Origin of the sequence: Leptospira perdikensis, assembly GCF_004769575.1 — a bacterium.
In the GTDB taxonomy this organism is placed as follows: domain Bacteria; phylum Spirochaetota; class Leptospiria; order Leptospirales; family Leptospiraceae; genus Leptospira_A; species Leptospira_A perdikensis.
Genome location: NZ_RQGA01000017.1, coordinates 94,311 through 115,730, shown reverse-complemented (window position 1 = coordinate 115,730; position 21,420 = coordinate 94,311). Strand labels below are relative to the sequence as shown.

Below are 21,420 nucleotides of genomic sequence, written 5' to 3'. Positions count from 1 at the left end.
TTCCAGTTAGTGCAATCCAGTGCCTTAAGCGACTTCCTTCCCCCGAGCTGCTTCTAAAATAGAAAACCACTCCACTCGAGTGAGAGGATAGGAAAAACATTCGGCGGCTGACTGGATACGATTGGGATCATTCGTTCCCAAAATGGGAACAAGCCCCGCAGGATGGTTTAGAAACCAGGAGTAAAGAATTTGGTCTACGCTACACTCGTATCTGGTAGCAATTTCTTTTAGTTTGGAAACTAAGGCCATTTCTCTTTCCGACTTGGGTGAAAAAATCCGTCCTCCCCCTGTAGGTGACCAAATCATTGGATGGATTTTATGTTCTAACGCCTGGTCGAAAGTTCCATCAAACAAGGGTTCTGTGTGGAATGGATGAAACTCTACCTGGTTTGTAAAAAGTGGTTTCTGATAGGCTGATTGTAACATTCGGAACTGTGAGGGCGTAAAATTCGAAACTCCAAAGTGATTTACCTTTCCCTCACGAGTTAGAACTTCAAATACATCTGCTAGTTCATAAGGATCCATGAGAGGATCTGGTCTATGGATGAGAACCACATCCAATTTGTCGACTTGGAGTTTTCGTAAGGATCGTTCCACGGAATAACGGATATGTTCTTTGGATGTATTGTAATGTTTGGCGGGAAATTTAGATCCAGGTATTTGGATCCCCGTCTTTGTAATGATTTTGATTTTCGATTTTAAAGAAGGTAACTTAGCCAAAGCACGACCAAATAGTTCTTCATTTTCGAAATTTCCATAGATGTCCGCATGGTCAAAGGTATCAATTCCCAAACTGAGACAGGTTTCAATTTTTTCTAGGATTCGCTCTGGAGAAGTTCCTTCTTTGTCTTCATGTAACCTCCAAATCCCATAAACCAGTCTTGAGATAAAAAATTTATGTTTAGGAAATTCAATTTGTGGAACTTTCATTTTCTTTCTCCGGTAGTGAGTGGAGTGACTGGAATCCCTTTGGGTTTTCGATTTTGCGCTTCTGCAAAGTTAATGGTTTGTAACTTAGGAAGAACTGATTTTGCGAATAGTTTAGATTCTTCAATCAAAGGATAACCAGAAAAAATAAAAGCACGAATTCCCATTTGGATGTATCTTTGGATTTTTTCATAAACTTGTTCTGGAGTTCCGACAATCGCAGAACCACATCCAGAACGAGCAAGACCAATTCCCGACCATACCATTGGTTCAATAAAAAGATCAGGATCTGCAGACTTACGAAGTTCATCTTGGCGAAGTACTCCTGCGGAATTAGAATCTAAAGCACGATGTTTGATATCATTTGCTTTATCAATATCAACTCTAGATAACAAACGTTTTGCTGCGTCCCGAGCCTCTGCCTCTGTTTCCCTAACAATCAAATGGATACGAAGACCAAAATCGATTGTCCGTCCAAAGGAAGCTGCACGAAGGCTTAAGTCCTTCATTGTGTCAGCCAGTCTTTCTTCTGTTTCTGGCCACATCAAAAATACATCACAAAACTCAGCACATAGGGCTCTGGCATCAGGAGAAATCCCACCGAAGTACAATAGGGGCCCTCCGTTTTGTTGGTAGGATTTTACAGGATCTGAAGGTAGATCAAACTGATAGTGTTTCCCTTGAAACTTGATTTGATCCTGAGTCCAACCTTGTTGTAAAATTTGGATGACCTCTTTTGAAATTTCATACCTTGTTTTTGAATCTTTTTGGGTTCCGGGAAGGTCAGAGGAAATAATATTGATATTGAGTCTTCCCTTTAACATATGATCCAAAGTCGAAAGAGTGCGAGCAAGCATAGGCGGATGGATTTCACCACACCGAATGGCCGTTAGGAGAGAGATTTGTTTTGTGAATTGGGAAGCAGCCGCAGCGAATGTCAACGTATCCTGTCCTGTTTGGTAAGAAGAAGGAAGTAAAATGTTTTGGTATCCGAGTTCGTCCGCCAAACGGATGATATCCGAACAATGTTCGAAACTGGATCGTAAGGAACCATCTGGCACTCCTAAGTATTCATAGTCTCCATTACAAAGGTCACAAAACCAGGACACTTCTACGGCAGGATTTTCGGATCGAATGGTGGGTGCTTTCGGGATCGGATTCATTGTTTTTCTACTGGAAGATAGATCTCGGACAAAGACAAGAGAGAATTCCCGAAAATCTATCGCTTGCCATAATTTCAGAAAATATCTAATATGGCGAATCAATTATCTGTTATGATAGCTACAACCGATATCTTATTTTTTACAGCCACCTTCGTTCTTGTCCTCGGTGTGGGGATGTATGCCGGCAGAAAGGAATCCTCCTCTTCGGATTATTTTCTTGGCGGACGTAGCCTTCCTTGGTGGGGGATTGCTGGATCCCTATTTGGAACCAATATTTCCGCAAACCACTTGGTCGGAATGCTCGGCATTGGATTTTCCGTTGGATTTGCTCAAAGTCACTATGAATTTGGATCCATTCCTGCCATTGTTCTTTTGGCTTTTGTTTTCCTCCCCCTATTCCGTCGCAAAAAATTCTATACCCTCTCCCAATTTTTACAAGGTAAGTTCGGACCTACCGCCGGCAGGATCTATTCTGGGATCTCTCTTATTTTGATCACTATCCAACTGACTGGTGCCTTGTACATTGGTGCTCGGAGTTTCCTTCCTTTTTTAAAAGATGCGGGAATCCAAATGACCTACACCGAACTTGTCCTTTGGATTGCGTTTACATCTACCATCTACACTTGGTTTGGTGGTTTAAAATCAGTAGTTTACACCGACGTCATCCAAACAGTCCTGATTTTGGCTTCAGGCTTACTTCTAGCCTATCTCTCCATTACAAGACCCGAAGTGGGAGGGATTTTTGAATTATTAGCAAAGGAAGGAAGTCGGACGGATGGACTTAGCAAAATGAATTTGTATCTGCCACCGAACCATCCAACTCTTCCGTGGACTGGAGCATTGAGCGGACTTTTTTTGTTACATATTTTTTATTGGAATACCAACCAATATGTCGTACAGCGTACGCTAGGTGGTAAATCTTTAAGAGAAGCACGACTAGGAATTTTAATTGGAGGTCTACTCAAACTAACAGTTCCTTTTTTTTCCATCCTTACCGGGGTGGCTGCTTACCAAATTTGGACAACACTTGGTGTAGCTACAGACATCGCACCCGACGAAGCTTTTTCGAAACTAGTAGTCCTAGTAGTACCTTTGGGTTATGGGTTGATTGGGGTGATTCTTGCAGGACTCCTCGGAGCAATTTTTTCAAGTATTGACTCGATGTTACATTCTGCAGCAACTCTATTCACAATTGATTTTTATAAACCGTTTAAGGAAAGATCGAATCAAAAACTGACGGATGTAGAAGAAATGAATTCCGGCCGAATTTTCCTTTTGATTTTTTCTGCTTTGGTCACAATCCTAGCCATTCTCTTTGTAGATCCCAATTCAAAGAAAAATTTCTTTATTGAACTATCAAACCAAAGTTCTCATTTTACCCCTGCTCTCCTTGTAGTTTTTTTGTTTGGAATTATAAATCTAAAAATCAGTAGTCGAATGATTTGTATTACTATCCTTCTGACTCCAATATTTTCTTTTTTACTTCCTTCTCTATATTCCAACTTCTCTCCCCTATTTATAAAAGAAATATTTGGTGAAGAACTCAACTTCTTACATCGAGTTTTTTTCAGTTTTCATTTTGCGATTCTGATTCTCTCTCTTGCGGCTTATTTCCAAAACCGAAAAAAGAGAACCAATCAAGATGAAAAATCGAAACTGCTAAAACCTTTGAATAAAAGCATTGAGATTTTTACTCTACAAAGTATTTTAAAATCTAATACAAAGTATTGGATTCTATTTATCGTTTTATTTTTTGGTTTGATCGGCATAAGAATCCTAATTCCAGAAACAAAAGTTTTTATATCTATTGCCGGTTTTTTACTCTTTATGGTTTTTTCGATCTTCATCACACTTCAAAAAAGATCACCAAACCAAAACATAACTTCCTTATTTCGAAAACGCGACGAATGGCTGTATGGAATCCTTTTGGGATTTACATTTTTGTTTTACCTTTGGTTTTAAATTCGTTTTAAAATATGATTAGCCATGATACAATGGAAACATCATGGCTCGAAAATCCAAGTTTAGCATTGCTACAAGAGAAAATCGAATCATACATTTACTCTCCCAAACAGACCACAAAACTTCCGCTCAGTGGGCTTTGGATTGTGTAGAAAGAATATTTTTCTACCTTAAAAACCTCGAATACGAGGAAAATCGTCCGCAAATCGCTTTAGATACATTAAAAGAATGGATAAAAACAGGAAATTTTAGTATGGCAGTCATACGAAAAGCAGCATTGGATTCCCATGCTGCCGCAAGAAAGATCGACACTGATAACGAAACAAAATCTGTAGCACGAGCTTGCGGACAAGCCGTTGCCACAGCTCATGTAAAAACTCATGCGATAGGTGCCGCCAGCTACTCATTACAGGCCATTCATAGAGCAAACTACAATTTAGACCCTGAGATTGCTGTCCAAAAAGAAAGGGATTGGCAATACAATCATCTACTGGAATTACAAACAAGACTTAACACCAACTAACAATGTTTATCTTTGAAAAAGCCAATCAGAATTACAGAAAACCACTTCTAACTTTAATGTTTATTTTTTTAACAATGTTGACTTTGTTTTTTGATCATCCAGAATCTTATGCATTCACACCGAAAAAGGAGTTAGGTTTCAGCCTTGTTTCTTCTATTTTCTTTAACTCTTCTCTCACCGAATGGTTTTCTAATGCAGTATATTTATACATGTTTGCTGATAATATCGAAGATGTAGTGGGGCATTTTTATTTTTTCATTTTATTTATTTTTTTTGGGATCTTAGCCAATCTAACTTATTTTCTATTTCATATAAATTCCATTGTACCCGTAATCGGAACTTCCGGGGTTATCTCTGGAATTCTTGGAATGTATTTTGTATTTTTTCCCAACGTAAAAAGTACGATGGTATTCGAAAAAACTACCATTCATGACGTACCAATCTTTATCAGTCTTAGCGTTTGGATTCTCATTCAATCCTATTTCTATATTGCTGAATCAAACAACGAAGTGCGGAGTGTTTATGGCGGACAGGTTGTAACCTTTTTAACCGGTATGGGTTTTGCCCAAATCTTTATTCGATACCAATTTTTAGACCGACTGGAACATAATTTACGTCTATCGACTTTCATCAATAAAACTGTCCTTTGTCCTTCTTGTAATAAACCGATCCCTGCCAAAAAATATGGAAGGTTTCATTGTTCGGCATGTAATACAAATTTCTTTTTTGATCGCCATGGAAAAAAATTTCTTTAACTCACTAAACAATGAGTTCTAGTTTCGGATTTCTTTTCAAAATTCATTCGGTAAATTAATTTCTCATCGACAATTTCTTTCCCTCATTTAAAATCCTCCGTTACCTCGACGTTGGAGAAACTTAGATGCAAAGAATCTCGTTCCTTTTTATATTGATAACCCTACTCCTCTCCCAGGTTCAAGCGGAAGAAAAACCAACCGCGCCACCCCTCCCTAAAGAAGGTTATTATATCATCACCTATAAAAATTACTCAGTCAACTTAGAGATTGATGCCAATGGCTATGAAGTTCGTGGTGGGAATTCGAATGACGATTCTTCGGGACAAGCAGACATCAACTACTGGATCCTCCCCGGTAAAAACAAAATCAAAATCCGACTGACAGAACGCAAAGGCAAACAGAAGGAAACGGAAGGTCTATCAAAAGAAGCAGAAGTGAAACTACTGATTGGACAAAAAGGACAATTTCCTGATGAAGGACTTCTAATACATCACTTTCAATGGCCTTCGAACAATAATACAAAGTTAGGTGAATGGTTCGAAATAGAATTCAATCCACCATTTAATCCACCAAGTCATTTGTGGGAACAAGCAGAAGCCATCACTCTTACAAAAGAAAAAGAGATTTCTGTCATTACTTTTGCAAAAGAACTCACTGAAATTCTCAACACAAAGGATTCTAAAAAAATCCTTACCTGGACACAATTTCGTTCTAAAGACACATCCGAAGTTCGTTACTATCCTTATGTAGAAGCCGATGAACTAAAATCCATAGCTGGTATGACAAAAGCGATCGGCTCCAGCTGGAAACTGGATACAAAGAATACAAAGTTTACCTTACTCTGTAACAACCAAATCTTAAGTGTAACCAATCAGAAAGGTGATCCGATCATCACTTCCAAAAAAGGAGCTGCCATTCCACTTTATCTAAGTTGGATCGGTGGTAAGTGGGTGATTGTACGTTAATTTATATAGGAAATTCGGATTTAAGGATGGCCATTGGTATCGTTGACCAATAGACATCCTTAAATTTTGTATTGTCTTTTAAGAGACCTTCCGCCTTAAAACCTGCTTTTTTATAACATAGGATTGCAGAGTGATTAAAGTCATAAACGTTCAAAGTAACACGATTGAGTTTTAATTTTACAAAAGCAATTTTTAGCAAATGATGGATCAATTGAAACCCAATCCCCTTACCTCTCAAATTTTCATTTCCAATTAGAACTCGAGAAATGTGAGCAGAACTGTTTTGCCCATCTATGCTAAGTTGTGCATGGGCAATCAGTTGAGAATCCTCTACACTCACAACAGAATACATCTGAAACTTATCTGGATATTCTAAAGAAAACTCCAAATCTTTTTTCAGTTGTTCCCTTAGTGTATCAAATCGATAAACAGGGCCTGCCCATTCTAATAAAAATTTTTGATTTGGCGTCCAAGATAAAATTGCACTAATTTCTTCTTCAGAGAATTGACTTAGGTAAATTTTCATATACTATCAGAACGATCGTAAATCCGATCAGCAACCCATCTTACCATTTCCGTTTCGTTCGTTCTGAAATTGCAAATATCTTCTTTGGAGAACTAATTCCTTTGAGTTTGTGTTCTCCGAGTTCTTCCCAACGAATGGGAATTTGGTTTGCCAAATCCTCAGATGCCAAAACGGCTTTTCCTAATTCCCCACACATACCCGCAATCCGACTCGTCATGTTGACAGCTTCGCCTATCACTGTAAAATCCAATCGTTCAGAAGAACCTATGTTCCCATAAAGGATTTCACCTGCATGTAAACCAACTCCATGATGGATTGGTAGTTTTTTTTCTAATTCTCTAGTTTGATTATGCAAAAACAAACCTTCACCTAACTTTCTAACAGCGAGAAGTACTTTTTTCCCAACAAAAATTTTATTGGATTCGGAATAAGGGAAAACTGCTAAAATTCCATCGCCTAGTAGTTTTAAAACCTCTCCCCCATGAGATTCGATAAGTGGGATCGCAAGCCCGAAATAATCATTTAACAACTGTATAATTTCTGGTGGAGATAACTTTTCACTCATTCCTGAGTAATTACGAATGTCAGAAAACCAAATCACCGATTTGATATTGTCTAGTTCACCTAGATAAATTTTACCAGAATACACAGTAGACCCGGTTCTTTTTCCTAGATAAATACTAAGAAGAGATTCAGTTAATTCATTTTGAATAAAATTCATCCATTGCAATGAAATGATTTTAAGAACTAGGTGTAAAAAATTAAGTTCGTCTTGCGACCAACCATTTGGTTTGTCCGTAACTAAGCTGAGGAAAGCAAAACCAGCTCCTTTTTGGAAAATGGGTACAGCAAAATAACCGGTTGCTCCCAAAGGAGCTAAATCTTCCAGAATGGGATAAGGATACTTATCCCCCGTATGATCTGCAAAACCAAAGTAATACGTCTTTTTGGTAGACATTACATATTGAACAGGGCTTACCGTAAACTGAGAGGTTTGTAACGAACCCAACCGAAAACGAACTTCTCTAAGAAATCCATTTTCAGATTCTATTGTAGTTTTTGAAATTAAGAGTGGATTTGTGGTATCATCAAAATATTCTAATTTTCCTTTAGGAACCCAAGTATACGATAATGACTCTACCTGAGGGTGCATTGTACGTGTTCCCATATTAACTCGTACAATCTGATAATCTAACTTCTGTAAATAACCAATACATTTATCGAATAATTCTGCTGAAGACTTAATTTCAGCCGATTCATTCGAATACCACTCTATAAATTCAGCGATCATTATCCTATTTGACTTCTAACGTTAACTCAAAGTCACCTTCAGTTATATTTTTTGCCCCGCTCACTCCAATAAAAACGCGATAAGGATTACCAACTGCACGAAGTTCGATGGATTGCGGTTCTGCCGGTTTCGAAAAATCAGGAGAGCCAATCCAAGTAGGGTGTGAGGCTTCGCAACTGACGGCTCCATATACTTTGGGAGGAATGTATTTCGGATCAAAACCACTAAATGCATATAAATTAACACGTGTTTTACTATTCTTAGGTTTCACTGTAACGATAAGAGTGGATTTTTTGGGAAGGTCAGTCCAGTAGTAAATTTGATTCCCTTCAAACTCTACATTGCGAATCCCGGGCCAACATGCCATAGAACTTGACTCTGCCCATTCTAAATCTTCCATAATAGCGCCTGTTTTTAAATTACCAATTACAGTGACAGACTTACCCTTCTCCGATTTGATAAAAGAAACACCAGGAATTTCTGACATAGGTTTGATCCGATCAAGCGCGACAATTTCGTCATAACTATCTGCATAACCATCATAATGAATTAGGAACCCTTCCTTTTCTATTTTGATCACCATTCCTGAAAATGACTTCCCCTCTTTTGCATCATATACTTCCACTCTGTCGCCTTTTTTGGGGGAGATTGGATCTGCGAAAAGAGAATTAAATATTAAAAACAGAGAACAAAAAATGTAAAAACATTGTTTCATGGCAATCTCCTTTATAACGGAAATTGAATGTATGAAGTTTATTAGCAATTGCAAGGAAATATTTTATAAGAGGGATAGGAAGTGATAGGTGAGGAGAGGTTAGAAAAACAACGATACACCCTGCCAAACGACAGGGTGTAGGAAACCAAACTTATTTAAGTTTAGAATCCAATCGTTTTTGTACAGCTTCCATAAATTGGAAAGTATCCAATTCTTTTTTGGTAGCTGCTGTAGAAAGAGAAAGTAAGTCTTTTGTCATCTCACCACCTTCGATGGTTTCAATGATTGCTTCTTCCAATTTAAGTGCAAAGTTTACGAGTTCTGGAGTTCCATCAAGTTCCCCACGTTTCGCAAGAGCTCCCGTCCAAGCAAAAATAGAAGCCACAGAGTTTGTAGAAGTGGTTTCTCCTTTTTGGTATTTACGGTAGTGGCGAGTTACTGTTCCGTGCGCTGCTTCGTATTCGTATTTTCCGTCTGGAGATACAAGAACAGAAGTCATAAGACCAAGGGAACCAAAACCAGAAGCAACCATATCACTCATAACGTCACCGTCGTAGTTCATCATCGCCCAAAGTTGTCCACCTTCGTTTTTCATGATTTGTGCAACTGCATCATCAATGAGGTAGTAACTATAAGTAATACCAGCAGCTTTCATAGCAGCTTCTTGTTCTTTTGCCATGTTATCAAAAATATCACGGAAACGAGCATGGTATTTTTTAGAAATAGTATCTTTCGTTGCAAACCAGATGCTGATTTTTTCAGACAATGCGTAAGTAAAACATGCCTTTGCAAATGACTTGATGGACTCATCTAAGTTGTGCATCGCAAGAGCAACACCTGAACCTTTAAAATCGTTTACAAGTAGTCTTTGTTTTTCTTTTCCAGAAGCATCTGTATAAACGAGTTCTACTTTTCCAGGGCCATCAACAAGGATTTCCACGTCACGGTAGATATCACCGTAAGCATGTCTTCCAATTGCGATTGGTTTTTTCCAAGAGTTTACCGCTGCTGGGATGTTTTTGATAATGATTGGTTTACGGAAAACAGTTCCATCAAGGATGGCACGAATGGTTCCGTTAGGTGATTTCCATTCTTGTTTTAAGTTATATTCTTTAACTCGGTCAGCGTTTGGAGTGATGGTTGCACATTTAACACCTACACCATGTTTTTTGATCGCGTTAGCAGAATCTACAGTGACTTGGTCATCTGTTTTGTCACGGTATTCAACACCTAAGTCATAGTACTCCAAAGTGATGTCTAAATAAGGGTGGATGAAACGATCTTTAATTTCTTTCCAGATAATTCTTGTCATTTCATCGCCGTCTAACTCAACAAGCGGTGTTTTTACTTTAATTTTTCCCATTGATTTCTCCTAAACTCGGTAAATTTTTGATTCGTTTGAATTACAGTTACATTGAATTTGCCATATACAAATTCCAAAGATAGTGACAAAACTCCGTAGAATTATTGATCGCTCCTGAAATGGTATGAATTCCCGTAAGGGATGTATATCTTTTTCTATAGGCATCACGATCGGAAATCCCGGAAAGTTTTGATTCCAATTTCTCAAGAACCTCTTTCCAAAATTCACAGTGTTCTTTCACCACTGGATCTGCTGCTTTGATTTTGAGGTCGGCAGCTTTTGTGATCTGGATTTCCCAAAAATGGGATGGAAAAGCAGGTGGTCTGTACCGATCTCTGATGGCTTCTATGTCTCTTTCTATGTCTTGATCTTTGAAAGCAGTAAAAAAGAAAAATCCGCTGATTCGTAATGAAAGGGGGAGGAAAAAACTAAAATTGCGATCGTAAGAAATCATCTGGCCAAGAGTCCATTCAGGAGATTTCCCGCCTGCTCTCTTATCAGCAAAGGTCTTGGCATCCAACAAAGCCAATTCATCAAAACAGTATTGGGCGAACCGGAGTTTCTCTTTCCAGAATATTTCTAATATCTCCGTTACCATGCCCGTTTCGTTCATCCTGGATAGGGGAAAGTATTTTTCAAGTGAGAATCCTTTTTTAAGAACCAAACTCAATCTGCTCCGACCCTCATTGGCATGAAAGAAACCGAAGTTCCTTGGCGCGAGCTTATGACAAAAAAAGAAGAATTCTTACATATCTTAAGAATTCTGAACCACTACTATGAAATGCGGGGTGAAACCAAGTCCAAACAATTTGCCTTTCGGCGCACTTTAGCAGACTCACCCCCTGAATCGGTTCAAATTTTTTTCTCACAAATCGGATCGTTCGAATACCAGGTGGCTTGCCGCATCCTACCCGAAGAACAAATCGAAAGCTGGATTCATATTGATGGAATTGCAGAAGAGAGGGAACGTTTAAAACAAATTGGCAATACTGAACATCCCGTCTTTTCGCTCATTTGTCTGGGAGATTTGTTTGCCCTCTCTCTTCCCAGCACCATTTCGATTTAAAGGAAATCCCCAAGAAAAATCTTGATTCTTTTCCAATCACCCGTTAGGATTTGCCGGTGTTTCGGCAATTCTTTCGACTGATTTGGTTCTTTCTTTTGTTTGCCCTCCTCTCAACAGAAATCCTACTTGGACAAGATTTTAAAACCCAACATTTCCCTGATGAAGGTTATCTCCAGGCTTGGAACTTCACCTTTCGTAATGAAAAATATAATTTATTCGCCACATTTCTTGTAAGTAATTTTGGACCAGGATCACATAACAATGGTATATCGTTACTCTTAAAACCAAAAGACCAACCAGTATTTTATTCCACACGCGAATTCGATGCCGACGAGTATGAATTTAGGAAAGGTCAGTTTTACCAAAAGAGCGGAGAAAATTGGATGGAATACAAAAATGGAATTTATTCTATCCATATGAACTATGGTGATTGGGAAATTAATTTAGATTACAAACCAAGACGAGGATCTGTTCCGATTTCCAAAGGAAGATATCCACTAAAAGAGGAAGGAAAGTTTGTCCAAGCAGACATTCCTTTTTCCTTCTCTCAAGTAACAGGTACGATTCGATACAAAGAAACAATCGAAGAAATCAAAGGTGTTGGTGGCTTGGAACATATTCTGTCAAACGAAGCGGTGTATCAGTTTTCCAAAAAATGGGAATTAGTAAGATCCATTACTAAGGACGGACATAGAATTTTTACGGGTGGTTTTGTTGGGAATGCTAATTTTCCAGGTGCTTTTTTTCGTCGAGTCGCTGTGCTCGATAAAACGGGTCACTTAGTTCTGGAAGGAACAGTGGAAAAAGCAGAAGTTTTGGATTGGGAAAAAGAACCTACTTCTGGTTATACGATTCCAAAAACTGAGATTTTGTATTTTAATGAAGGGACCTGTTCCTTACTTGTCAAACGAACTCGCTCTATTGCCACAATGAGTGCTTTAGAAAACATCTCCTCATTTTTAAGATTCTTTATCCAACTTTTCTTTGCCAAACCCTACCAAATCCATTGGGATGCAGATCTAAAATTAGATTGTCCAGATTGGTCGGGCACAGCAAAAGGATACCATTCCAATTATCTAATCAATGAATGAAGGATGATTGGATTAAGAAGTTGGATACATGACTCATAATCAAACTCAATCCTAATTAAATAAAAACAAATTGATTATTTAAAGAATAAACTTCTGGCCTTCGTGAGCAATATGAACTTGCATTCCACCGGGTTTTAATAGCCGAGCTTCATCTAAAATAATACGAGCCACTTCGTGATCTGTATGATCTGGTTCATGGTGAGTGAGAACAACAGAACGAATCTCCATCATTTCTGCAAACTCTACTGCTTTACTCACAGCCGTGTGGCCCCAACCCAGTTTTTTTTCCGCCTCAGCAGTGCTATATTGTGCATCAATAATAATAAGATCCGCACCAGCAATTTGAGGTTTCATTTTGATTAGATGTTCTCGGTCTTCTTCACGGTATTCAACATCCGTACAAAAAAGGAAAATTTTATTTCCTTCTCGAATCCGATATCCTGTACAAGATCCGGGATGGCGTAGACCAAAAGGAATGATCTTTAATCCGCCTAACATATATGATTCGAATTCTTTCCAAAGATGAAAGTGTTTTTTGGATGCCATCTGTTGCAAAGTCACGGGAAAATTTTCCGGATGTTGTTGGCGCACCAATCTTTCCTCTAAATTTTCAATACATGAGTAAAAATGAATATTACAAGATGGTGAATAACCAGGTTTAAAAAAAGGCCAGCCTTGGATATGATCCCAGTGAGTATGAGAGACAAGGATATGAATGTCCATATCTTCTCCGCTAAAAGCCTGTGGTGCTAGTTGGTTCCCCAGAACCCGAAGGCCTGTCCCCATATCTAAAATGACTTTTTCACCGCCATCCCCTTCAATAAATACACAGGTGGTGTTTCCTCCCAAATCTTGGGAAAGTGGGATAGGTAAGTGGTTTAAAAATTCTTCTTCCGAGAATCCGTCGGGATCCTTTTTCCACTCTTCTTTGGCCATTTGGAGAATCTTTAAAGTTTTTTCCCGTTGTTCCGGTTTAGAGATCGGGGTGGGAAGTGAGCCTCTAACACCAAAAAGAGTTATTTTCATCTAGTTCCTTTTTAAAATCCTGACAATACATCATCGGAAGGAATGCATTTGTTAGTTAACCCGGAAATCCAAGAAAAACTTTGGAAGTTTACTACCAAAACTTCCTATCAATCAGACTTTCTCCTGCAACCTAAAGACCGGGGAAAAAAAATCGACCTAAAAAAATCTTTCCCGGAAGAGATCCAAAACTTTGTTTTAGAACTTGGATCAGGATGGGGCGAAGTTGCTATCGAATTGGCAACAAAAGACCACCAAACAGGTTACCTATTGATGGAAAAGAAGGTAAACCGAATCATACACACCGAAAAACAACGAAAAACGCTAGGTCTAGAGAATATTCGCTATATGACCGTTAACTTCCAGTGGTTTTTCGATGAATTATTAGAGAAAGAAATTTTTGACACAATTATCATCAACTTCCCAGACCCTTGGCCAAAGAAAAAACACCGCAAAAACAGACTCATGCAAAGCCACATGCTCGAACAAATTTATGATTTGTTAAAACCTGGCGGTAAGTTGTTATTTGCGACCGATTACGGTCCGTATGCGAGACGAACCATTTCCTTATTCCGAAAATTTCCTAAATTTGTTTGGGAAGAAAAAGAATATGAATTCGAAAGACCCGGTTTCCCAGTATCCTTTTTCGAGACAGAAAAAAGAAATGAAGGGAAACGGATTTATTACCTAAACCGAACCAAAGTTAGATAAAATTCTAACTTTGAACATTTATTCTTTTTACCAGATCAAAACCATCTCAAGTAAGATCCGAAGTTCCTTACTTGAGAAAAGACTTTGTATTCCGTTCCTCTGAAATTCTAATTAATGATTAGTCTACAGTCACCGTACTGATACGAAGGCCATCACGATCGCCTTTCCAAGGAACAGAAGTTTTGTCACTCCCTTTGATGAGGAGTAATTCTTTTGCTCTACCTTCTACCACAAGCCCGTCCAAAGGATAATAAAAATCTCCCTGAATGGTATAGGAATCCTTCCACTTAGAGCCACCTTTCCAAAGATAAGCGGTATTTTCAGTGTTGATTAGTAAAGACTCAGGATTTTTTACAACGGAACGAATAGACTCAGTATTACCAAGAGAATAAAGTTTTGCTTTTTCCGTTCCCTGATACATTTGATTCCCCAATTGGATCAAACAAGTATCTTCCAGACATCCTAAGATTTGTGCAGATTCCTTTGTATCTTTCTTTGCAACTGGAGCCGATACCTTCTTATCTTTTTCTGAACTAACACCAATGGTAAAAACTTGGATTTGGAATTCTTTCTTTAAATCACGAAGAACGAAGAGTTTGCCTTCTGACGTATGAGAAAAACTTAAAAAATCGTTTCCGTTCCATTCTTCTTCAATTTCTAAGTTGGGATTTGTTCTTACAATTTTACGATCGTTTCCTTTTTCTTTTTCCAAAAGAAGTAAAAATCCATTCCCTTCGGCAGTACCTTGTTTGACCTTCCAACCAACAAGGATTTGTTTTTTGAAACTTACCTTTCCCGATTCAGGATAGATTTTTGTCGCTGTATCATTGGAAACTCCCACTAATTCTTTCCCAGCAACTAAAAGTTGGTAAGGAGTGGAGGTGTATTGTTTCCAAACCAGTTCTTTAGTGATCCGATCATATCCAACAAGAGCCGTTCCATAATTGACGATGATCCTATTAGGATACACAATTGGCGTAGAAACGGGAGTTCCAGATAAATTTAGATCTGTTACATGGAGTGGTTCATCATCCAAAGCATCCGAAGGGAGTAACCTTGCGAATTTAGTTTCTCCGTATTCACGTAAAATTTTCTCTTTTACTTGGTTCCGTTTTGTTTTGACCTTATCTGATGGTGATTGTTTTTGTTTCGCATCTAAAATTCGGAACTGTGCAAACAATGCTTCCGCAGACGGTTCTTCCTTTAGAACACGATCAATGATCTTCTCTGCTTCTTCCAATTTGTTTTCTTTGAAATAAATGTAAGCTAATTGGATTTCTCCATCCATAAAATCAGGATCCGTTTTACGAATGGATTCTAAAATGGATTTAGATTCTTTTGTAAGGTCTTCATTGAAATAAGCAATCGCTAAGTTATACGAAGAAAGTCCAAACTCAGAATCTTTCACTCTTGCCTTTTCAAACTCTCGTTTGGCTGCATCCATTTGGTTTAACTTATACAATGCCAAACCTTTGGCTACGTTACTCGGCGCAAAATTTGGATTTACTAAAATAGAACGATCAAAGTCACCAATGGCCGCTTCGTAATTTTTACGTTTCATGGTCACAAGACCCAACATATAATATGCGTAATAAGAATCTGGTTTTTCTCTTAAGATATCGTAAAATCCGTCTTCAGCTCTTTTCAACTCACCTTTTTTGTAATAAAAGGAGTAAATCCCTTCCTTAAAAGAAATCGCATTTTCTTTATTGGTACGGACAGCATTTTCCAAAATGGAAAGGCCTTTTTCTTCCTCACCTTTTTCAATATAACATTCCGCAATTTTTACAAGAAGTGATGCTTTCGGAACCTTGTCATAAGCTTTTTGGTAAGGAGAAACAGCTTCAATGTATTTTTTACGATTGAATAGAGAGTTTCCTTCCTTAACGAAAGGTAAAATCTCCGCAAAACGAGAGTTCTCTGCTACAGTCTTTTCTGTTTCAATGAGTTCAGGAATGTCTTTCGTATACTTTTTTGACTTTTGAATGAACTCATTCGCACGTGTATAGTTTTCTTTCGAGTTTTCTTCTACAGCACGTTTGTAATACAAACTTCCCAATCGGTAATCAATCGCATCGTTGTTTGGGAATTTTTTCTTCAGTCCCATATAAATGGATTCCGCTTCGTCCCATTTGCTAGCGTCCTCGGCAATCCGACCTAATGTGATGGCACTAAAAGGATCTGTAGCCGAAAGAATCTCTAGTTTTTTGATGTATTCTTTTTCCTTTTTGGTTTCTCCAGTTTTAGCATAAACACGAGCTAACCCTTGCAAGGCGCCTGGATTAGCAGAATCCATTCGGTAAGCTTCTAGAAATGAACTTTCTGATTTTTTATATTCTCCAAACGCAAAGTAACCACGACCAAATGCATTTTGAACCGCAGGATTTTCTGGATTCACACCCATAGCCTTTCCATATTCATCGAAGGCTTGTTTTCGTTTCCCTTGGCGGAGGAAGGTATCCCCATCTGCGATGTATTTTTGTGATTCTGCTAAAACTTTTGCCTTTCGAATGTCTTCTTTTTTAGCCTTGGGATGAGACTCTGCTTTTTTTAATACATCCAAAGCTTCATCAAAACGACCTGAATCAATTAACACATAAGCTAAGTTTAGTTTAGGTTCAAAAAAGTTTGGGTCCCAAGAAGAAGCATCTTGGAAACTAAGAGTGGCTTTTTTAGTTTCCCCCCATTTCCATTCACATATCCCTTGTTTGTTGCGGATCTCTGCGTTTTTAGGAATTTTTCCACCAGCTTGTTTGGACGTTTTTAAACAGTCCGAATAATTATGATTTTGGATGTATACATTACACAATCCAACATAACCACTGGGGTTTGTATCAGCGAGTGAAATGGATTTTTTAAAACTCTCTTCACTTTCTTTGAGTTTGCCGTTTAGTAACTGTGCATTTCCAAGAAAAGACCATAAAGACCCATTTTGTGGTTGTAGGTCAGTGGCTTTTTTGAACTCAGATGTGGCTTCTGTATAATTTTTTTTATTCAGGAAATCATTACCGCGTTGGATGAGAGAGGCAATTTTAGTAGAGAGTTTGGCATCTTTCGCAGTTTTCAATTCAGGATTGAGTTTTTCCGCCTTTGCAAAGTAAGCTTCTGCTTCCTCGTATCTTTTTAGTTCTAAACAGATATCACCTAGTTGGTTTAAAAGTTCGATTGGGTAAGGGAACTCAGGTTTTGATTCCAAAGATTTTAAAACCACAAGACTCTCTTGGTAACGACCTAGGTTTTTTAAAAGGATACCTGTTTTGTATGTATAAATAGTTTCTTCTGGTTTGAGTTGGCTTAAAGTTTGGTATGTAGAAAGAGCTTCTTCGTTTTCTCCCAAAGTGGATTGAACAGTTCCAAGTCCAATGAGTAACTTTTCATTTTTAGGATCTATGTTTTTGCCTTTTTCATAAGCAAGTTTTGCATTTTCATATTCACCTAATTGGTAGTAGGAAGAACCAAGAAGGGAATAACCATCAATGAGTTCAAAAGTTTGGATGGAAGATTTTGCTTTTTCCAAAGCAGAATCCATATTTCCTTTTTGAAATTCGTTACTTCCTTCTGCTACAAGTGCCCTTGCTTCTTCAATTTTTTGGCGATCCGAAACATCGGATTTTTCTACTACCGGATCTTTTACAGTAACAGGTTTGAAATCCCGAGACTGACAACCAACAAATAGAACGAAGGTAAAGATTAAAAAACTAAGTTGTCTCATTTTTGGAGCCTTTCCTCAAACTTAACCATATCAGGATATCGTATTTTTACACCACGAAGAGGTGTGCCCGTAATAGGAGCGTTATGCGGAGTTAAAACACCTATATTCCAAAAAGTTTCAAAATTCCAAGGAAGTTCTTCTACAGTTTTATTTCCTAAGGACAATCGAACCATTTTCTTTTCGATATCAGTCGAAAGTTTTACAGTGCGCCCTTTGAGTTCATCCTCTTTGTCCCAACGATAAGAAGAACGAACAGGAGCTTCCTTCTCTTCGGAAGAAAATTTAATGATATGGAAATCTGTTTTGTCTACATAAACCAAAATTGTATTTTGATTGTGGTCGGTAAAAGACAAACCAAGAGCACCATTCAAATCCTTAACCAGATCTAACACAAGTTCGGCTTCCAGATAATCAGGAATTAGATCTTCGGAATATACTCCATACCAACCAGTAGGAAGTTCTTTGTTTTTTGCAAAGGTCAGTTTGCCAGGAAATGTAGCTGAAAAATTAGGAGAGGCTGAGGTTAGGTTCCAAAACTCTTCCGACTCCCAACCCACTCCATCTTCTAAAGAGATGGGTAAGGCGATGGATGTAATTTGTTTGGGTCTAATTTTAATTCCAGCCTTAGCATATTCAAAATTAGAATCTCTTTGTGTACGAATGAATTGGATCGGATAACTTCCGTAAGGAACACCCGATTCCGCGTATTGTGTTTTTCCCTTTTTTTGACCATCCACTACAATGTCGAGGCCTGGAGGGAAACTGGAAATGACAATGGTTCCTTGGGAAATATCATCGCTCCATTCCTGGAACACACGAGTGGTTTTCCCTGCCCGAATCAAAATATTTCTTTTTACAGGATCTTTGCCTGGTTTTGCAAAAGAGAGGGCATGTTTGCCGTTGATGAGTTGGTAAGAAAGTAAAGGTGCCTTTCCCACTTCCACACCATCCAAATAAATCGTAGTTCCCGGAGAAGTGGAAAATACAGAAACATTTCCTCTTAAAGAAGAAGTAAAATAAGAGCGAAGTTCATCGTCAGAAGGTGTGGAAACTTCAGCGAAGTAAGACGGAACCGTTCCAGTGATTGGTTGGAGTTGTCTTTTGCCATGAAAAACATCAAAGGATTTTACTGATTTAACAACAGGTTCTTTTTCCTCTTGGTAAACAAAAACCGCCTTTCCATAGTTTTGTGACAAAACAGGATCTTTGTATTGTACCTCAACAGAAAGTCTTTCTACATTTTTAGTGAGGGACAATTCCAATAACAAGTCCAAGTCGGAGGTTTCAGAAAATTTAGGGTCTGGATTTTTCGGGGCTTTTTTATATAACCCAAGTTTGCTGTGAGGGAAAAGAATTTTCTCTTCTAATAACAATAAATCTGATTTTGAGAACTCCTCTGGAACCTGTTTCCAGAGGAGGGAAAAATGTGGAGTTGATTTATTTACCAGTCGTTCTTTGTAATCTCTACCCGAAGGAAGGGGTTCCGACTCACCCGGAAGAGGTGTGATGAACTTAGGTTTTGTAAAACTTCGATTCAGTGTTTCGATCTTTGTGACCGAAGAACAATAACCGACTAAAAAACAAAGGACCGGTAAATAAACATATCTCATTTCGTCTTATCAAAACTCTCTTTAGGTGCTAATTTTAAGGAATCTTTTTGAACATCTTTTTTGATGTATTTAGAATCTTCGATAGACTTAGCAGTTGTGATCACTTCATCAGATTTTGATTTAGTAATCTCACGTGATTTTGCTGCTTTTTCCAATTCTTCTACAGAAGATCCAATGTTCAACTTTTGAAGTTCTTCGTTGTTAGTTCGAAGTTCATTCGCAAGGGATTCAAACTGTAACATCTTAGTGTTTTCAAAAGCTAACATTTCTTTCATTTCTGTTAACGACTGTTTGTCCATTGGTTTGATCATTTTATCAGAAATTTTTGTTTCGTTTCCAACTTCAGCTGTTTTCTGTTTGTCGACAACGATTTCGTTTTCTGAGTTTGATTTGCGAATTGCAACTGCTCCGTCAAGAACTGTATACTTAACTACACAGTTTCCTGAACCACAAGCTACGTTCCCACCTTTTGCCGAAGGATTTTCAACATTGGTTAGGAAGATGGTTCCGCGAACACCCGCAATGGAAGTAGGAGTCACTACACTGAAAGATTCTGTTTTTCTTTCTTTGCGAAGAACGGTCACTAATTTTCCGTATTGCATGTTAACTTCTGTTTCGCGTGAACCGTCGTTTGCAGCAAACGCTTGGCTTACACTAAGTGAAGTATTTTTGTTTAACTTAAGTACTCCGTCCTCACCCACAAGGATTTCTACAGAACCGTTTTGTCCAGTGACGATGGTATCTTTAGAAGTTAAAACATCACCTAAGTTTGGTTTCACTTGTCCACTCTCGCGGATTACGACTACATCACCTTTTACAAAGGCAACTACAACGTTACTTTCTTGCTTAGATTTTTCTGTAACAGATGTTACAGATTCCTTAGAATCTTTTTGGCAAGCAGTAAAAAGTATGGCAAAAATCGCCACAAATCCTAATGCCGACAATCGATTGATCATTACACGTTTCATATTCCTTCCTCCGGAAATAACATTCTAAGAATAGATAACAACTGAGTGCTTGGCAACTCTTTTCCCTAATACCTTTTTGTGACAGCTTTTGTCCAATGGTCCCTTCTCGTCACTCGGTATGGGTTTTCTAGGCTCTCGATCATGGATTCTAAGCTTTTTTTTCTGGTTTCATCCATGGATTCGTTCACGTGTTTTCGCATTGGACACTCAGAACCCAGTTCACAGCAATAAATTTCCTGACATGTTTCTTTAATCTTTCGTAATTCGGGAAAACTTTCCCAAAGCTCAACAGGTGTCAGGTGTAGGATGCCCCATTCTTTGACTCCCGGTGAGTCGATAAGAACCGTGTTTTCTTCCAAAAAAAGGGCGAAAGAATTCGTGGTCGTATGTTTTCCTTTTTTAGTGGAGTCGCTGATTAGGTTTGTCCTTTGCACAGTCTTTTTATGGAGATGATTCATGAGGGTGGACTTCCCCACCCCCGAATTTCCACAAAGGAAGGTTCGTTTCCCTTGGATTTTTTCCCACAAAGGTTGGATGGATTCTTCCGAAAGAAGAGAGACAGCCATCACTTCATAACCTAACTCACGATAATATACTTCGCGTTCTTCAATTTCTTCCTCAGTGATTAGGTCTTTTTTGGTAAAAATAATGAGGGGAGGGATTTCTGTTTGGTAAGATGCGGCAAGTAACCTGTCAATAAATCCTGGTTTGGTTTCTGGATCCTTACAGGAGGCAAGGATGGCCACTTGATCTAAGTTAGCACATAACACATGACTGTCGCCCCTATCACTCTTTCGAGTCAGGTAATTCTTCCGCTCCATTCTTTCTGAAATGACCCACTCTTCGCCAGAAGATTTTTCTGCAAGGACCATATCTCCGACAACAAAAGGATGGCGTTCCCCTGAATCCTTTAACCTAAGTTTGCCCTTAAGAACAGCACGCGCGTACGTGGTCCCTTCTGAATAAATTTCATAATAAGCTCCGAAGATGCGCGCGATTGTAAATAGTTCTTTACCCAAGTCGAATTGTACCAAAATAATCTAGTTCGT

The 21,420-nt window shown here is 38.4% G+C and carries 19 protein-coding genes; 7 read left to right on the top strand and 12 right to left on the bottom strand.

Annotated features, from left to right (window positions below):
* Positions 1-24: 24 nt before the first annotated feature.
* Both EHQ49_RS17250 and EHQ49_RS17245 read right to left on the bottom strand, forming a co-directional pair.
* The gene (locus EHQ49_RS17250; RefSeq protein WP_135581004.1) at positions 25-930 is read right to left on the bottom strand and encodes an aldo/keto reductase; all 906 of its coding nucleotides are present in this window, start codon (positions 928-930) and stop codon (positions 25-27) included.
* Positions 927-2,090, bottom strand: coding sequence for an LLM class flavin-dependent oxidoreductase (locus EHQ49_RS17245; RefSeq protein WP_135581002.1), 1,164 nt, complete (start codon positions 2,088-2,090; stop codon positions 927-929). Before EHQ49_RS17245 ends, EHQ49_RS17250 begins: the two co-directional genes overlap by 4 nt.
* A gap of 90 nt (positions 2,091-2,180) precedes the next feature.
* On the opposite strand from EHQ49_RS17245, the gene EHQ49_RS17240 reads away from it, so the two are divergent.
* The 4 genes from EHQ49_RS17240 (at position 2,181) to EHQ49_RS17225 (ending at position 6,295) form a co-directional block, all read left to right on the top strand.
* A complete protein-coding gene (locus EHQ49_RS17240) occupies positions 2,181-4,052 on the top strand; it encodes an SLC5 family protein (RefSeq protein ID WP_135581000.1) in 1,872 nt (623 codons plus the stop codon).
* 43 nt (positions 4,053-4,095) lie between these two features.
* Positions 4,096-4,575: a putative immunity protein gene (locus EHQ49_RS17235; protein WP_135580998.1), complete on the top strand. Its 480-nt coding sequence runs from the start codon at positions 4,096-4,098 to the stop codon at positions 4,573-4,575.
* Between the two features lie 2 nt (positions 4,576-4,577).
* The gene (locus EHQ49_RS17230; protein ID WP_135580996.1) at positions 4,578-5,330 is read left to right on the top strand and encodes a rhomboid family intramembrane serine protease; all 753 of its coding nucleotides are present in this window, start codon (positions 4,578-4,580) and stop codon (positions 5,328-5,330) included.
* Positions 5,331-5,455: 125 nt separating this feature from the next.
* A complete protein-coding gene (locus tag EHQ49_RS17225) occupies positions 5,456-6,295 on the top strand; it encodes a hypothetical protein (RefSeq protein WP_135580994.1) in 840 nt (279 codons plus the stop codon).
* Position 6,296: 1 nt separating this feature from the next.
* On the opposite strand, the gene EHQ49_RS17220 is transcribed toward EHQ49_RS17225, so the two are convergent.
* The 5 genes from EHQ49_RS17220 to EHQ49_RS17200 all read right to left on the bottom strand — a co-directional run bounded on the left by EHQ49_RS17220 (position 6,297) and on the right by EHQ49_RS17200 (position 10,803).
* Positions 6,297-6,821: a GNAT family N-acetyltransferase gene (locus EHQ49_RS17220; protein ID WP_135580992.1), complete on the bottom strand. Its 525-nt coding sequence runs from the start codon at positions 6,819-6,821 to the stop codon at positions 6,297-6,299.
* A 40-nt stretch (positions 6,822-6,861) separates the two neighbouring features.
* Complete coding sequence (locus EHQ49_RS17215) at positions 6,862-8,112, bottom strand: adenylate/guanylate cyclase domain-containing protein (protein WP_135580990.1); 1,251 nt, start codon at positions 8,110-8,112, stop codon at positions 6,862-6,864.
* A 4-nt stretch (positions 8,113-8,116) separates the two neighbouring features.
* On the bottom strand, positions 8,117-8,827 hold the full coding sequence (locus tag EHQ49_RS17210) for an MBT domain-containing protein (protein WP_135580988.1): 711 nt from the start codon (positions 8,825-8,827) through the stop codon (positions 8,117-8,119).
* A gap of 151 nt (positions 8,828-8,978) precedes the next feature.
* Positions 8,979-10,190 (bottom strand): NADP-dependent isocitrate dehydrogenase, encoded by a 1,212-nt coding sequence (locus tag EHQ49_RS17205; protein ID WP_135580986.1) that lies wholly within the window; start codon positions 10,188-10,190, stop codon positions 8,979-8,981.
* 46 nt (positions 10,191-10,236) lie between these two features.
* Positions 10,237-10,803: a hypothetical protein gene (locus EHQ49_RS17200; protein WP_208732245.1), complete on the bottom strand. Its 567-nt coding sequence runs from the start codon at positions 10,801-10,803 to the stop codon at positions 10,237-10,239.
* Between the two features lie 78 nt (positions 10,804-10,881).
* Here EHQ49_RS17200 and EHQ49_RS17195 point away from each other — a divergent pair, with 78 nt between their 5' ends.
* Positions 10,882-11,256: an LIC_13246 family protein gene (locus tag EHQ49_RS17195; protein WP_135580982.1), complete on the top strand. Its 375-nt coding sequence runs from the start codon at positions 10,882-10,884 to the stop codon at positions 11,254-11,256.
* Positions 11,257-11,312: 56 nt separating this feature from the next.
* Complete coding sequence (locus EHQ49_RS17190) at positions 11,313-12,347, top strand: hypothetical protein (protein WP_135580980.1); 1,035 nt, start codon at positions 11,313-11,315, stop codon at positions 12,345-12,347.
* A gap of 78 nt (positions 12,348-12,425) precedes the next feature.
* Here EHQ49_RS17190 and EHQ49_RS17185 read toward each other — a convergent pair whose 3' ends face one another.
* Complete coding sequence (locus tag EHQ49_RS17185) at positions 12,426-13,373, bottom strand: MBL fold metallo-hydrolase (protein WP_135580978.1); 948 nt, start codon at positions 13,371-13,373, stop codon at positions 12,426-12,428.
* 48 nt (positions 13,374-13,421) lie between these two features.
* Between EHQ49_RS17185 and trmB the strand changes: the two genes are divergently transcribed.
* Complete coding sequence (trmB, locus tag EHQ49_RS17180; RefSeq protein ID WP_135580976.1) at positions 13,422-14,081, top strand: tRNA (guanine(46)-N(7))-methyltransferase TrmB; 660 nt, start codon at positions 13,422-13,424, stop codon at positions 14,079-14,081.
* Positions 14,082-14,199: 118 nt separating this feature from the next.
* On the opposite strand, the gene EHQ49_RS17175 is transcribed toward trmB, so the two are convergent.
* From EHQ49_RS17175 to rsgA, 4 genes are all read right to left on the bottom strand, one after another.
* Complete coding sequence (locus tag EHQ49_RS17175; RefSeq protein ID WP_135580974.1) at positions 14,200-17,793, bottom strand: tetratricopeptide repeat protein; 3,594 nt, start codon at positions 17,791-17,793, stop codon at positions 14,200-14,202.
* Positions 17,790-19,403: an LIC10124 family lipoprotein gene (locus EHQ49_RS17170; RefSeq protein ID WP_135580972.1), complete on the bottom strand. Its 1,614-nt coding sequence runs from the start codon at positions 19,401-19,403 to the stop codon at positions 17,790-17,792. Before EHQ49_RS17170 ends, EHQ49_RS17175 begins: the two co-directional genes overlap by 4 nt.
* On the bottom strand, positions 19,400-20,371 hold the full coding sequence (locus tag EHQ49_RS17165) for a FecR family protein (protein ID WP_135580970.1): 972 nt from the start codon (positions 20,369-20,371) through the stop codon (positions 19,400-19,402). The genes EHQ49_RS17170 and EHQ49_RS17165 overlap by 4 nt, the downstream gene beginning before the upstream one ends.
* 65 nt (positions 20,372-20,436) lie before the next feature.
* Entirely contained in the window at positions 20,437-21,390 is a 954-nt protein-coding gene (rsgA, locus tag EHQ49_RS17160) for a ribosome small subunit-dependent GTPase A (protein WP_135581093.1), read from the bottom strand.
* Between the last annotated feature and the right edge of the window lie 30 nt (positions 21,391-21,420).

What these genes read in the sequence shown, in the direction of transcription:
- EHQ49_RS17210 (WP_135580988.1), bottom strand. Translation starts at nt 8,827, where the DNA reads ATGAAACAATGTTTTTACATTTTTTGTTCTCTGTTTTTAATATTTAAT.
- EHQ49_RS17225 (WP_135580994.1), top strand. Translation starts at nt 5,456, where the DNA reads ATGCAAAGAATCTCGTTCCTTTTTATATTGATAACCCTACTCCTCTCC.
- EHQ49_RS17170 (WP_135580972.1), bottom strand. Translation starts at nt 19,403, where the DNA reads ATGAGATATGTTTATTTACCGGTCCTTTGTTTTTTAGTCGGTTATTGT.
- EHQ49_RS17185 (WP_135580978.1), bottom strand. Translation starts at nt 13,373, where the DNA reads ATGAAAATAACTCTTTTTGGTGTTAGAGGCTCACTTCCCACCCCGATC.
- EHQ49_RS17220 (WP_135580992.1), bottom strand. Translation starts at nt 6,821, where the DNA reads ATGAAAATTTACCTAAGTCAATTCTCTGAAGAAGAAATTAGTGCAATT.
- EHQ49_RS17200 (WP_208732245.1), bottom strand. Translation starts at nt 10,803, where the DNA reads ATGAACGAAACGGGCATGGTAACGGAGATATTAGAAATATTCTGGAAA.
- EHQ49_RS17205 (WP_135580986.1), bottom strand. Translation starts at nt 10,190, where the DNA reads ATGGGAAAAATTAAAGTAAAAACACCGCTTGTTGAGTTAGACGGCGAT.
- EHQ49_RS17175 (WP_135580974.1), bottom strand. Translation starts at nt 17,793, where the DNA reads ATGAGACAACTTAGTTTTTTAATCTTTACCTTCGTTCTATTTGTTGGT.
- EHQ49_RS17195 (WP_135580982.1), top strand. Translation starts at nt 10,882, where the DNA reads ATGAAAGAAACCGAAGTTCCTTGGCGCGAGCTTATGACAAAAAAAGAA.
- EHQ49_RS17245 (WP_135581002.1), bottom strand. Translation starts at nt 2,090, where the DNA reads ATGAATCCGATCCCGAAAGCACCCACCATTCGATCCGAAAATCCTGCC.
- EHQ49_RS17165 (WP_135580970.1), bottom strand. Translation starts at nt 20,371, where the DNA reads ATGAAACGTGTAATGATCAATCGATTGTCGGCATTAGGATTTGTGGCG.
- EHQ49_RS17235 (WP_135580998.1), top strand. Translation starts at nt 4,096, where the DNA reads ATGGCTCGAAAATCCAAGTTTAGCATTGCTACAAGAGAAAATCGAATC.
- EHQ49_RS17230 (WP_135580996.1), top strand. Translation starts at nt 4,578, where the DNA reads ATGTTTATCTTTGAAAAAGCCAATCAGAATTACAGAAAACCACTTCTA.
- EHQ49_RS17240 (WP_135581000.1), top strand. Translation starts at nt 2,181, where the DNA reads ATGGCGAATCAATTATCTGTTATGATAGCTACAACCGATATCTTATTT.
- EHQ49_RS17215 (WP_135580990.1), bottom strand. Translation starts at nt 8,112, where the DNA reads ATGATCGCTGAATTTATAGAGTGGTATTCGAATGAATCGGCTGAAATT.
- EHQ49_RS17250 (WP_135581004.1), bottom strand. Translation starts at nt 930, where the DNA reads ATGAAAGTTCCACAAATTGAATTTCCTAAACATAAATTTTTTATCTCA.